Origin of the sequence: Devosia limi DSM 17137 (assembly GCF_900128975.1) — a bacterium.
Lineage (GTDB): Bacteria > Pseudomonadota > Alphaproteobacteria > Rhizobiales > Devosiaceae > Devosia > Devosia limi.
Genome location: NZ_FQVC01000001.1, coordinates 52,922 through 64,753, shown reverse-complemented (window position 1 = coordinate 64,753; position 11,832 = coordinate 52,922). Strand labels below are relative to the sequence as shown.

Here is an 11,832-nt window from a genome sequence, read left to right as displayed (position 1 = left end):
TGTCGTCGGGCCACGAGGTTTGCACGATGTCACAGCCGGTATCGGCCCGCAAGAACAAAAGAAGAACGTTAGTCGGCGCTACCGACGTAGTGGCGGCCATATCGCCCTTTGAGCGAAGTCAGAACCTCGTAGCCGATCGTGCCGCCGGCGTCGGCCTGATCGTCGACGCTGATCGTTGGTCCGACAATCTCCGCGCCTTCGCCGGGAGAGGGCAGGTCATGGCCCAGCTCGGTGATGTCGACAACCAGCAGATCCATCGACACGCGTCCTACCACTGGACAGATGCGCCCACGCACCGCCACCTTGCCGCCCGGCCGTACATTGTTGCCGGAGAGGCTGCGGAAGAACCCATCGGCATAGCCATGGGAAATGATGGCCAACCGGCTGTCACGCGACAGGGTATAGGTCGCGCCATAGCCCACCGATTCTCCGGTACGCGCCTCCTTGACCTGCAGGATCGGCACATGCAGCGTCACCACTGGTGCCATCGGGTTCTTGCGACCAGTCACCGCGCGGCCGCCATAGAGGGCTATGCCGGGCCGCACCATCTGGAAGTGGTAGTCGCGGCCGGTCATCAACCCGGCCGAATTGGCCAGCGATGCTGGAATGCCCGGGAATTGCGCCATCACCGACTGGAACAGCGCCAGCTGGGTGCGGTTCTTTTCATGGTTCGGCTGGTCGGCACAGGCCAGATGGCTCATGACCATCTGCGGGGCATAGCCTAATTGCTCCAGCCGCCCGCGCACGATGGCTGCCTCGTTGAGGCGAAAGCCAAGCCGGTTCATGCCGGTGTCGAAATGCAGTGCCGCCGGATAGGCCTCGCTGCGTTCCAGGCACTTGGCCAGCCATTCTTCCAGCATCTCCATCGAGGACAGCACCGGCATCAGGTTCTGCCGCACATAGAGATTGGCCGCGCCGGGATAGAGCCCGTTCAGCACGAAGATATGGGCATCGGGCACCGCGGCGCGGACCGCCATGCCTTCGTCGGGTGTTGCGGCAAAGAAGAAGCGGGCGCCTGCCGTATAGAGCGCTCGGCTCGATTGGGTAATGCCAGTGCCATAGGCATCGGCCTTCACCACGGCGGCGGTCAGCGATCCGGCGCTCACCTTGTCCAGGGCGCGCCAGTTGCGGGCCAAAGCGCCCAGATCGATTGTCAGCTGCCCCCCGAGGCCAGAAGCCAAAGCCATGCTTATTCCATACGCTCCGGCAGATAGTCTGCGCGCGCCAGATTGCCGAAGCGGGTGAATTGCGCTTCAAACGAAACCTGCACGGTGCCGGTAGGGCCGTGGCGCTGCTTTGCGATGATCACTTCGGCCTTGCCGTGAACCTGTTCCATTTCCCCCTGCCAGGCCAGATGGTCGGGTGAGCCCTCCTTGGGCTCCTTGTTCTTGAGATAATACTCTTCGCGATAAACGAAGAGCACCACGTCGGCGTCCTGCTCGATAGAACCCGATTCGCGCAAATCCGCCAGTTGCGGATGCTTGTCATCGCGGTTCTCGACCTGTCGGGACAGCTGGGACAGCGCGATGATTGGCACTTCGAGCTCCTTGGCGAGCGCCTTCATCGTGGTCGTGATCTCGGTCAGTTCCTGCACGCGGTTCTGCTGGGACGACTTGGATGAGCCCGACAGCAGCTGCAGATAGTCCACGATCAGCAGGTCCAGCCCACGCTGCCGCTTCAGGCGTCGGGCCCGCGCTGCCAGCTGGGCCACGCTGATGCCGCCGGTATCGTCGATATAGAGTGGCACCGCCGCCATCAGGTTGGATGTGTCGACCAGCTTGGAAAACTGGCTTTCGTGAATATTGCCGCGACGAATGTCGGATGATGAGATTTCCGCCTGCTCGGCCAGAATACGGGTCGCCAGCTGTTCGGCGCTCATTTCCAGGCTGAAGAAACCAACGACGCCGCCATTGACGGTTTTCTTGTGCCCGTCTGGGGTCACCTCGGTCTTCCACTCCTTGGCAACGTGGAAGGCGATATTGGTGGCCAGCGAGGTCTTGCCCATGGCAGGACGCGCCGCGAGAATGATCAAGTCGCTCCGCTGCAGGCCGCCCATCAGCCGGTCCAGGTCGACGAGTCCTGTGGATGTGCCTGAAAGCGAGCCGTCGCGACCATAGGCCTCGCCCGCCATCTGGATGGCGTCCTTGAGCGCGGCGTTGAAGGACTGGAAGCCGCCGTCATAGCGGCCCTTTTCGGCCAGCTGGAACAGCGCGCCTTCGACTTCTTCGATCTGCTTGTCGGGGGTGGTCTCCACCTCCGATTCATAGGCGGTCGAAACCATCTCCTCGCCGATCAGAATCAGCGAGCGGCGAATTGCCAGATCATGCACCGCACGGCCGTAGTCCGCCGCGTTGAGAACCGTGGTCGCTTCTGCCGCCATGCGCGCCAGATATTGCGGCATGGTCATGTCGGCCAGCAGCTCTTCGGGCAGGTGGGTCTTGATGGTGATCGGGTCGGCAGATTTGCCGGCGCGGACGAACTTACCGATCACCTCGTAGATCTCGCGGTGAATCGGCTCGTAGAAGTGGATCGGTTCGAGGAAGTCGGCGACGCGGTAAAACGCTTCGTTGTTCACCAGAATGGCGCCCAGCAGCGCCTGCTCGGCCTCGACATTGTGCGGGGCCAGGCGGAACGATTTTTCTTCGGCTGAATGAAGCCGTGCGATCTCTGCCATGTCTGCCTCGGATAAAAGTTAACGTGTCTTAACGCACGACGATCAGGAGTCACTCGCTAAAGGGCGCAGGGTTAATACCGCCCCAACACACACTGTGAACACTGTGAATAACGGGGAATGCCGACTCATAGCGTTGCAAAGCACGAAGGCAGCAGGATGGCCGAGTCGGGGGTGGGATGGCCACCATGGACCCCCATATGGGCCCGGCCAAACAAAAAGGCCGGGCATGACGCCCGGCCTTTTCAAATCCAAATTCCGAAGAACCTAGAGTTCGTCGTCGAAACGGTCGTCCTGCTGTGCGTCCTTCTGGCCGGCAGCGAAATCACCGTTCTCGTCGTCTTCATAGACGGTGACGGTAAGGTCTTCGCCGCTGTCCTGGCGGGCAGCTTCGTCGGTCGAGCGAGCAACATTGACGTTGATCGACACGGCGACGTCGGCATGCAGGTTCAGTGCAACGGCGTGCACGCCAACCGACTTGATCGGATCGGCAAGGTCAACCTGCGAACGCTGAACGGTGAAGCCTTCGGCAGCGAGAGCTTCAACGATATCGCGCGAAGCGACCGAACCATAGAGCTGACCGGTTTCACCAGCCTGGCGGATCATGACGACGGTCTTGCCGTTGAGGCCTTCTGCGATGCCGGCAGCGGCATTGCGGCGCTCTTCGTTGCGCTTCTCGATATTGGCGCGTTCGACCAGGAACTTGCCGCGATTGGCTTCGGTAGCGCGCAGCGCCTTGCCCTGTGGCAGCAGGAAGTTACGGGCAAAGCCGTCCTTGACGGTGACTTCGTCGCCGATCGAACCAGTGCGGCCGATACGCTCGAGGAGAATGACTTTCATTGGGGTATTCCTTGTGGCTGTCCCGTGAACATCACGGTTAGAAGCTCCGGACCATCCAGAACCTCAGCGATGCGCCCCGAAGGGCACAGGCCCACCGCTGCGAAGCGGCAGGCCGAGATCATAAGACGTCGGGCCCGCGACGGAGCAGGCCCGGCAGTCTTACTGGACTGCGTAGGGCATGATGCCGATGAAGCGGGCGCGCTTGATCGCACGGGCCAGTTCACGCTGCTTCTTGGCAGAAACGGCAGTGATACGGCTCGGCACGATCTTGCCGCGCTCCGAAACGTAACGCGACAGCAGGCGCACGTCCTTGTAGTCGATCTTTGGTGCGCCTTCACCCGAGAACGGGCAGGTCTTGCGGCGGCGCTGGAACGGACGCCGGGCCTGGGCGGTAGTCAGATCACGAATTGCCATAGCTTTGGGTCCTTATCTTAGAAACGACGCGGACGGCGTTCGCCGCCACCGAAACGATCACCACCGCGATCCGGGCGGCCACCGCCATCGCGGTCATCGCGATCGCGCTTCTGCATCATCGCCGACGGGCCTTCTTCCAGCTCGTCAACACGCACGGTCATGAAGCGCAGGATGTCTTCATTGATGCGCATCTGGCGTTCCATTTCAGCGACGGCCGATGCCGGTGCTTCGATGTTCAGCAGCGAATAGTGCGCCTTGCGGTTCTTGCGGATGCGGTAGGAGAGACCCTTGAGGCCCCAATATTCGTTCTTGGTGACCTTGCCGCCGCCAGAAGCGAGGATTTCGGTCAGGGCAGTGGTCAGTTCTTCGACCTGCTGCTGGGAAACGTCCTGGCGAGCCAGGAAGATATGCTCGTAAAGGGCCATGAATGCGCCTTCCTTCGTGGTTGCGTAACACACAGCATCTTCTGGCGCGGAGCCTCCTTGAAGCCGGAAAGGCGTCAAAGCAGTCTTGCAAAGAGCGGGAACACGGGAGGCCGGGTTTCAAACCCTATCTGCAACAGCAGACCCTCCGTTCAGCCCCCGGCCAAACGAATGCTGGCGGTGCAATAGGACCAAACCAGCCGCAAATCAAGCAAAAATGCTTATCGGTAGCAGGGGAGCCCGGCCGGACAGGCGGCAGCCGGTCAGGCTCGCGCGACATTGGGCTTAGTTGGGTTCGTCACCCACTGCCAGGATATTGCCTTCCGAATCCTTGAACCAGGCCGCGTGGTGCTGGCCCATGGTGGCAATGCCGTTGACGGTCTTTAGGCCCGGCATATCGTACTCCTCGAACTTGACGCCATGGCGGCGCAGGTCCTGAACTTCCTTTTCTACATCATCGGTCGAGAATGAGAGCAGCGTGTTGGGCGCCTTGCCGGCATTGGGCGTGGGATACAGCAGGAAGCTGGTGCCGCCGCCCACCTTATATATGCAGCCCATATCGTCCTCGATGGCGGGCGTCAGGCCGAGCTTGTCCTTGTACCACATTTTGGCGCGGTTCATGTCTGCAGCCGGGATGGTCGCATAGGCACGATGGTCCGTGAGCATATTTCCCTCCTGTTCAGAACTTAAGACTTGTAGAAACTACGCCTGCCGCCGGTCGCTGTAAACGCGATCGCGCTCTGGCCTTCTCCTGGGGTGCCGCTGCTGAAGTTCTGCAAAACCTCTGGTGAAACTGGAGATTTTCCCTGCGCGGCTTGACATCGCGCGTCCCAAGAAGGCATGCGGCAGCACAACTTGCGTGTGCTTAACTCCCTGTCGTAGCTTGGCGGTCAACAAACGGCCGCGATCTCAGGGCCAGAAGCCGCGTATTGCGGACGTAATGGAGGCCTCACATGGCACGCTATGCTTTCACCTTTCCTGGCCAGGGTAGTCAGGCTGTCGGCATGGGCAAGGACTTGGCTGCGGCCTATCCCGAGGCTCGCGCCGTGTTCCAGGAAGTCGATGAGGCCCTGGGTCAACGCCTTTCGGCCATTATGTTTGAAGGCTCCGACGATATCCTGCGGCTGACCGAGAACGCCCAGCCCGCACTGATGGCCGTCAGCCTGGCAGTCATGCGTGTGCTCGAATCCAAAGGCGTTCGCCTCGCCGATCATGCGGCCTTCGTTGCCGGTCACTCGTTGGGCGAGTATTCCGCCCTTGCTGCTGCTGGCACGTTCACTGTGAGGGACACGGCTCGCTTGCTCAAGACGCGCGGCCAGGCCATGCAGAAAGCCGTACCGGTTGGTCACGGGGCGATGGCTGCTTTGCTGGGCCTGGATTTGCCGACAACCCGCGAAGTCGCTGCCGAAGCCGCTGAGGGCGAAGTCTGCGACGTCGCCAATGACAATGCCCCCGGTCAGGTCGTCATTTCCGGGGCCGTGGCGGCCGTCGAGCGCGCGGTCGAACTGGCCAAGGCCAAGGGCGCCAAGCGTGCCCTTCTATTGCCAGTCAGCGCCCCGTTCCATTGCTCGCTGATGCAGCCCGCAGCCGAGGCCATGGCTGCCGCACTCGCCGAAGTGGCGATGCAGGCGCCGGTCGTGCCGCTGGTCGCCAATGTCACCGCGTTCCCGATTTCCGATCCCGCCGAGATTCGGCAGCGTCTGGTCGAGCAGGTTACCGGTGTCGTCCGCTGGACTGAAAGCGTCACATGGCTGACCGGGCAGGGGGGCGTCACCAATCTGCTCGAACTGGGCACCGGCAAGGTTCTGACCGGTCTTGCAAAGCGCATCAATTCCGAAGCCACCGGCATGGCCGTCGGCACACCAGCCGATATCGATGCCCTGGTGGCTGAACTTTCGGCTTAAGCACTTGAATCAGCGTCTCAACGGCCGGATTCACTTCCTTATGGGGAACGACTAAATGTTTGATCTTACTGGAAAACGCGCCCTGGTAACCGGCGCCAGCGGCGGCATCGGGCGCGAGATCGCCAAGGCGCTGGCTGCAGCCGGCGCCACTGTGGCGCTCAGCGGTACCCGCGTTGCCGCGCTGGAAGAGGTGGCCAAGGAAATCGGTGCAGATAGCCCGATCCTGCCCTGCAATCTCTCCAAGCTGGAAGAGGTCGATAAGCTGGTTCCTGCGGCAGAGGCTGCCATGGGCGGGCTCGATATCCTCGTCAATAATGCCGGCATGACCCGCGACAATCTCTTCATGCGCATGAAGGATGAAGAGTGGGACGAAGTCCTCGCCGTCAACCTGACTGCCTCCTTCCATCTGACCCGGGCTGTGTTGCGCGGCATGATGAAGCAGCGCTTCGGCCGTATCATCGGTATTTCGTCCGTGGTCGGCGTCATGGGCAATCCGGGGCAGGGTAATTACGCCGCGTCCAAGGCTGGCCTTATCGGCATGAACAAGGCGCTGGCCCACGAAGTCGCCAGCCGTGGCATCACCGTCAACTCGATCGCTCCCGGCTTCATTGCCTCGGCCATGACCGATGAACTCAACGACAAGCAGCGCGAATCCATTCTGTCGACGATTCCTGCCAATCGGCTGGGAACTGCGCAGGAAATTGCGGGTTGTGCAGTGTTCCTGGCGAGCGATGCGGCGGCCTACATCACCGGCCACACGCTCAACGTCAACGGCGGCATGGCGATGATCTAATCGCCTCTGTCCACCCAAATGCTGGGAAAGCAACGGCTTGGCTTATGGCTATGGGCGGACAAGTGTGATAATCGCCCCCGCTGTCGGCCTAGGCTGGCCACCTTGCTAGGGCTGTGAAGGGCGCATACATTCGTGTTGTGCAAGCCAACACGGCGCTTGAAGATTTGGCTCTGCGCCAATAAGAAGCGAAACGAAACCTCGATTTCGAAAAAGGAAGTTAAACATGAGCGATGTCGCTGATCGGGTCCGCAAGATCGTTGTGGAACACCTCAATGTGGATGCCGAGAAGGTAGTCGAGAAGGCTAGCTTCATCGACGATCTGGGTGCGGATTCGCTCGACCAGGTTGAGTTGGTCATGGCTTTCGAAGAAGAATTCTCGGTCGAAATCCCCGACGACGCAGCTGAATCCATCCAGACCTTTGGTGATGCTGTTTCGTTCCTCACCAAGGCCGTTGGCTAAGCCTTCGTAGAACAGGCTGTTGACCATGGAATTGCGCCGCGTCGTTGTCACCGGATTGGGTCTTGTCACGCCTTTGGGCTGTGGGGTGGAGGCCACTTGGGCCAACATCCTTGCCGGCAAGAGCGGCGCCAAGCGTATTGAAGATTTCCAGGTCGACGATATTGCCTGCCAGATTGCCGCCCAGCTTCCGCCGGGCGACTACGCGGACGGAAAATACAATCCGGACGAATGGATGGACGTGAAGGATCAACGCAAAGTTGACGCCTTCATCGTCTACGCCATGGCGGCTGCCACCCAGGCTATCCAGGATGCGGGCGTCGAGCCCAAGACCCAGGACGAGCAGGAGCGCACCGGTGTTTTGATCGGCTCGGGCATTGGCGGCATTAGCGGCATTTATGATGCCTCGATCGTGCTGCATGAAAAGGGCCCGCGCCGCATCAGCCCCTTCTTCATTCCAGGCCGCCTGATCAATCTGGCGTCTGGCTATGTTTCGATCCGTTTCGGGCTCAAGGGTCCGAACCATTCGGTCGTTACCGCCTGTTCGACTGGCGCCCATGCCATCGGCGATGCTGCGCGTCTGATCGCCCTTGGCGATGCGGATGTGATGGTTGCCGGTGGTGCAGAAAGTTGCATCAACCGTTTGGCGCTGGCTGGCTTCGCGTCTGCCCGCGCCCTCTCGACCGGCTTCAATGATGCTCCTGAAAAGGCCTCGCGCCCCTACGACAAGGACCGTGATGGTTTTGTCATGGGCGAGGGCGCAGGCATCGTCGTGCTGGAAGACTATGAGCGCGCCAAGGCGCGCGGTGCCAAGATTTATGGCGAACTCATCGGCTATGGCCTGTCGGGCGATGCTTACCACATCACTGCGCCAGCTCCCGATGGCGACGGCGGCTTCCGCTGCATGAATGCAGCCATTAAGCGTGCTGGCATTTCGGCTTCCGATATCGACTACATCAATGCCCATGGTACCTCGACCCCGCTCGGGGACGAGATCGAGCTGGGCGCTGTCACCCGCATGCTGGGCGATGCCGCTTCGAACGTGGTTATGAGCTCCACCAAGTCCGCTGTTGGCCACCTGCTCGGTGCAGCCGGCTCGGTCGAAGCGATTTTCTCGCTGCTGGCAATCCGCGATGGTATTGCACCGCCGACCCTCAATCTCGACAATCCATCGGTGGACACGGTCATCAATCTTGCCCCGCACAAGCCGGTCAAGAAAGAGATCAACGTGGCGCTGTCGAACTCCTTCGGCTTCGGCGGCACCAATGCGACCCTGGTCATGCGCCGCGCCGACTAAGGTCGGCCAGCCAGAAGAACCTCGTGTGATCCCGGCGAAAGCCGGGATTTTCGTTTCTGCCCCGCGCTTCACGCCAATCGACGCATAAATCCGTTCACATCGTCACGCGCGACCAGCCGCCCCCTTGTCTTTGCACGGGGTGATGGAAACAATGCGCCCAACCACATGCTGGCGTGCCACAGTTTGGCGCCAATACGATGAAAAAGACCCGGCATGGATGCGTGAACGGGTTCCAGGGGTGACAAGCAGATGAATGATCGCAAGGCCAAGCGCTCGCGCGCCCGCCGCAGCAACGGGTTTGTCGATATTCTCAATGGCCTGCTGTCCCTGCTGGTGCTTGGCCTGTTGGTCGCTGGCGGTATCCTGCTTTATGGCATTTCCCAATTCTACAGCGATGGCCCCGGCAAGGAAGACACCACGTTCCGGGTCGAAACCGGCAGCGGCCTGGCATCGACTGCCGAAAGGCTGGAAAATCAGGGCCTGATTGGGAACCGTTTTATCTTCCAGATGGGCGGGCGTGCGCTGGAGCGTCAGGGCAATATCAAGGCTGGCGACTTCCGCATCCCTGCCGGCGCCAGCATGGCTGACATCCTCAAGGAACTCACCGAGGGCAATCCGATCCGCTATGCGGTGACGATTCCTGAAGGCTGGACTTCCTGGCAGGTCATTCAGCGTGTCAATGCCGATGGCAATCTGATCGGCGAAGTGTCGGCAATGCCGGCGGAAGGCTCGATCCTGCCGGGCAGCTACGACTACGTCCCCGGCGCCACCCGACAGTCCGTGCTCGATGCCATGCAAACTGCCATGGCCACCGAGCTTGCCGCTGTCTGGGAAAGTCGCGCCGCCGATCTGCCGCTCGAAAGCCCGGAGCAGCTGGTGGTTCTGGCGTCCATCGTCGAAAAGGAAACCGGCCTTGCCAGCGAGCGTCCGCAAGTCGCTGCTGTTTTCGTCAATCGCCTCAAGCAGTCCATGCGTCTGCAGTCCGACCCGACGATTATCTATGGGATCACCAAGGGGCAATCCACTCTCGGCCGTGGCCTGCGCCGCTCCGAGATCGAGGAAAAGACCGAATACAACACCTACCAGATCGACGGTTTGCCCCCGACGCCTATCGCCAATCCGGGCGTAGATGCCCTGCGTGCCGTGGCCAATCCCGACACCCACAATTACCTCTACTTCGTCGCCAAGGGCGCGACTCCGGATCAGGGCCACGTCTTCGCCGAGACCTATGCCGAGCACCAGAAGAACGTCGCCCGCTATCGCGAGATAGCGCGTGAGGCGGCTCAGCAGGCCGAAGCCGATGCCGAAGCGGCGCGCCAGGCCATCGAGGCGGCAGAGGCAACCGAGGCCGGTGACGCACCAGCACCTGCACAATGAGCACGAAGAGCACCCCACTCTCCAGTATGACCGGTTACGCCCGCGCCACTGGCGGGTTGCCGGGCGCGTCCTTCACCTGCGAGGTCAAATCGGTCAACGGCCGTGGCCTCGACATCCGCCTGCGCCTTGCGCCCGGTCTCGATGCACTCGAAAGCGATATCCGCCAGCTGATCGGCAGGGCCTTGTCCCGCGGCTCCATCACGCTCAATCTGAGCATCGAGAGGGACGGGGCGGGCGGAGAGCTGCTGATCAATCAGCAGGCGCTCGCCACGGTGCTGGCGGCGCTCTCCGAACTCTCCACCCTGGTCGACGCGGCCAAGCCCAGTCTCGATGGCATTCTAGGCCTCAAGGGCGTGCTGGAGCAGCGCGACCGTCCACTCTCCGCCGACGGTGATGAAAACCTTGCCACGGGGCTCCTGGACGCAGTTGCCGTGGCCCTCAGTGATCTGGTGGTCGCCCGTCGGCAGGAAGGCGAACGCATCGCCGCGGTCCTCTTGGAGCGCATCGACGAGATCGCCTCGCTCGTCGCGCGCGCCGAAGCCCATCCAAGCCGCAAGCGCGACGTGATTCTGGCCCGTCTGCGCCAACAGGTGGCCGAGCTTGCCGGCGAGGTCGGCGGCCTCTCCGAGGAACGTCTGGCGCAGGAGGCCCTGCTGCTGGCCACCAAGGCCGATATCCGTGAAGAGCTCGACCGCCTCGTCGCCCACATTGCCAGTGCCCGCCAGCTGATCGGATCAGGCGGCGCCGTTGGCCGCCGGCTGGATTTCCTGGCCCAGGAATTCAACCGCGAGGCCAATACCCTCTGCTCAAAGTCCAATGCAGTGGAGCTGACCGCCATCGGCCTTGACCTCAAGGCCGCTATCGATCAATTACGCGAGCAAGTGCAGAACATCGAATAAGGGTCTCCCGAATGGACTTACAGCGCCGCGGCGTCATGCTGGTGATTGCTTCCCCGTCGGGGGCAGGCAAGTCCTCCATCTCCCGCTCGCTTTTCGGGCAGGACCCCAATATTCGCCTTTCGGTCTCGGTGACGACACGCGCGCGCCGCACCGATGAGGTAGAGGGCACGCATTATTATTTCGTTGATGTCCCCACCTTCAACCGGATGAAGGCCGAAGGCGAATTGCTCGAATGGGCCCAGGTCCACGATAATTTCTATGGCACCCCGCGCGCCAAGGTCGAAGAGCAGCTGTCCGCCGGCAACGACATCCTGTTCGACATCGACTATCAGGGCACCCTGCAGCTCTATGAAAAGAGCCGCGCCGACATGGTCACGGTGTTCATCCTGCCGCCGACCATCAAGGAACTGCGTGCCCGCCTCGAGCGCCGCGCCCAGGACAGCGCCGGCACCATCGAAAAGCGCCTGCGCAACGCCAAGCTCGAAATGCAGCACTACAGCGAGTACGACTACGTCATCGTCAATGATGACCTCGAGGCCTCAAGCCAGAAGGTCCGCTCCATCCTCGCCGCAGCCCGCCAGTCGCGGCCGCGCCTGACCCAGCTCGATAACTTCGTCAAAGACCTGCAGAACCAGATCGACTCGCTCTGAGCTGAGGCTGGGGCCATCTGAGGACCCATCAACCCACCGGTCATTCCCGCCAGGCGGGAAACCATTCTTTGGTCGTAACGGTCTCTCGCCCGCCAAACCACAGCAATC

At 61.4% G+C, this 11,832-nt stretch carries 13 protein-coding genes; 7 read left to right on the top strand and 6 right to left on the bottom strand.

From position 1 onward, the window contains the following. Window positions 1-68 precede the first annotated feature (68 nt). The 6 genes from alr to BUA69_RS00290 all read right to left on the bottom strand — a co-directional run bounded on the left by alr (window position 69) and on the right by BUA69_RS00290 (window position 5,013). Complete coding sequence (gene alr, locus BUA69_RS00315; RefSeq protein ID WP_046134334.1) at window positions 69-1,187, bottom strand: alanine racemase; 1,119 nt, start codon at window positions 1,185-1,187, stop codon at window positions 69-71. Between the two features lie 2 nt (window positions 1,188-1,189). Then, window positions 1,190-2,674 (bottom strand): replicative DNA helicase, encoded by a 1,485-nt coding sequence (locus BUA69_RS00310; RefSeq protein WP_046134333.1) that lies wholly within the window; start codon window positions 2,672-2,674, stop codon window positions 1,190-1,192. Window positions 2,675-2,938: 264 nt separating this feature from the next. Beyond that, window positions 2,939-3,511, bottom strand: a complete 573-nt coding sequence (gene rplI, locus BUA69_RS00305; RefSeq protein ID WP_046134332.1) for a 50S ribosomal protein L9 — start codon at window positions 3,509-3,511, stop codon at window positions 2,939-2,941. Between the two features lie 159 nt (window positions 3,512-3,670). Beyond that, window positions 3,671-3,925, bottom strand: a complete 255-nt coding sequence (rpsR, locus tag BUA69_RS00300) for a 30S ribosomal protein S18 (RefSeq protein ID WP_046134331.1) — start codon at window positions 3,923-3,925, stop codon at window positions 3,671-3,673. Window positions 3,926-3,942: 17 nt separating this feature from the next. Next, window positions 3,943-4,350: a 30S ribosomal protein S6 gene (gene rpsF, locus BUA69_RS00295; RefSeq protein ID WP_046134330.1), complete on the bottom strand. Its 408-nt coding sequence runs from the start codon at window positions 4,348-4,350 to the stop codon at window positions 3,943-3,945. 282 nt (window positions 4,351-4,632) lie between these two features. Then, window positions 4,633-5,013 (bottom strand): VOC family protein, encoded by a 381-nt coding sequence (locus tag BUA69_RS00290; RefSeq protein ID WP_046134329.1) that lies wholly within the window; start codon window positions 5,011-5,013, stop codon window positions 4,633-4,635. A gap of 287 nt (window positions 5,014-5,300) precedes the next feature. Here BUA69_RS00290 and fabD point away from each other — a divergent pair, with 287 nt between their 5' ends. The 7 genes from fabD (at window position 5,301) to gmk (ending at window position 11,724) form a co-directional block, all read left to right on the top strand. Continuing rightward, window positions 5,301-6,251: an ACP S-malonyltransferase gene (gene fabD, locus BUA69_RS00285; RefSeq protein WP_046134328.1), complete on the top strand. Its 951-nt coding sequence runs from the start codon at window positions 5,301-5,303 to the stop codon at window positions 6,249-6,251. 55 nt (window positions 6,252-6,306) lie between these two features. Next, on the top strand, window positions 6,307-7,044 hold the full coding sequence (fabG, locus tag BUA69_RS00280) for a 3-oxoacyl-[acyl-carrier-protein] reductase (RefSeq protein ID WP_046134327.1): 738 nt from the start codon (window positions 6,307-6,309) through the stop codon (window positions 7,042-7,044). A 223-nt stretch (window positions 7,045-7,267) separates the two neighbouring features. After that, on the top strand, window positions 7,268-7,504 hold the full coding sequence (locus tag BUA69_RS00275; RefSeq protein WP_035100440.1) for an acyl carrier protein: 237 nt from the start codon (window positions 7,268-7,270) through the stop codon (window positions 7,502-7,504). A 31-nt stretch (window positions 7,505-7,535) separates the two neighbouring features. Beyond that, on the top strand, window positions 7,536-8,798 hold the full coding sequence (gene fabF, locus BUA69_RS00270) for a beta-ketoacyl-ACP synthase II (RefSeq protein WP_046134410.1): 1,263 nt from the start codon (window positions 7,536-7,538) through the stop codon (window positions 8,796-8,798). Window positions 8,799-9,047: 249 nt separating this feature from the next. After that, entirely contained in the window at window positions 9,048-10,175 is a 1,128-nt protein-coding gene (gene mltG, locus BUA69_RS00265; protein ID WP_046134326.1) for an endolytic transglycosylase MltG, read from the top strand. After that, window positions 10,172-11,074: a YicC/YloC family endoribonuclease gene (locus tag BUA69_RS00260; RefSeq protein WP_046134325.1), complete on the top strand. Its 903-nt coding sequence runs from the start codon at window positions 10,172-10,174 to the stop codon at window positions 11,072-11,074. The genes mltG and BUA69_RS00260 overlap by 4 nt, the downstream gene beginning before the upstream one ends. A gap of 11 nt (window positions 11,075-11,085) precedes the next feature. Then, window positions 11,086-11,724 (top strand): guanylate kinase, encoded by a 639-nt coding sequence (gene gmk, locus BUA69_RS00255; protein WP_046134324.1) that lies wholly within the window; start codon window positions 11,086-11,088, stop codon window positions 11,722-11,724. Window positions 11,725-11,832 lie beyond the last annotated feature (108 nt).

What these genes read in the sequence shown, in the direction of transcription:
- rplI (WP_046134332.1), bottom strand. Translation starts at nt 3,511, where the DNA reads ATGAAAGTCATTCTCCTCGAGCGTATCGGCCGCACTGGTTCGATCGGC.
- rpsF (WP_046134330.1), bottom strand. Translation starts at nt 4,350, where the DNA reads ATGGCCCTTTACGAGCATATCTTCCTGGCTCGCCAGGACGTTTCCCAG.
- rpsR (WP_046134331.1), bottom strand. Translation starts at nt 3,925, where the DNA reads ATGGCAATTCGTGATCTGACTACCGCCCAGGCCCGGCGTCCGTTCCAG.
- BUA69_RS00275 (WP_035100440.1), top strand. Translation starts at nt 7,268, where the DNA reads ATGAGCGATGTCGCTGATCGGGTCCGCAAGATCGTTGTGGAACACCTC.
- alr (WP_046134334.1), bottom strand. Translation starts at nt 1,187, where the DNA reads ATGGCTTTGGCTTCTGGCCTCGGGGGGCAGCTGACAATCGATCTGGGC.
- gmk (WP_046134324.1), top strand. Translation starts at nt 11,086, where the DNA reads ATGGACTTACAGCGCCGCGGCGTCATGCTGGTGATTGCTTCCCCGTCG.
- mltG (WP_046134326.1), top strand. Translation starts at nt 9,048, where the DNA reads ATGAATGATCGCAAGGCCAAGCGCTCGCGCGCCCGCCGCAGCAACGGG.
- BUA69_RS00290 (WP_046134329.1), bottom strand. Translation starts at nt 5,013, where the DNA reads ATGCTCACGGACCATCGTGCCTATGCGACCATCCCGGCTGCAGACATG.
- fabD (WP_046134328.1), top strand. Translation starts at nt 5,301, where the DNA reads ATGGCACGCTATGCTTTCACCTTTCCTGGCCAGGGTAGTCAGGCTGTC.
- fabG (WP_046134327.1), top strand. Translation starts at nt 6,307, where the DNA reads ATGTTTGATCTTACTGGAAAACGCGCCCTGGTAACCGGCGCCAGCGGC.
- BUA69_RS00260 (WP_046134325.1), top strand. Translation starts at nt 10,172, where the DNA reads ATGAGCACGAAGAGCACCCCACTCTCCAGTATGACCGGTTACGCCCGC.
- BUA69_RS00310 (WP_046134333.1), bottom strand. Translation starts at nt 2,674, where the DNA reads ATGGCAGAGATCGCACGGCTTCATTCAGCCGAAGAAAAATCGTTCCGC.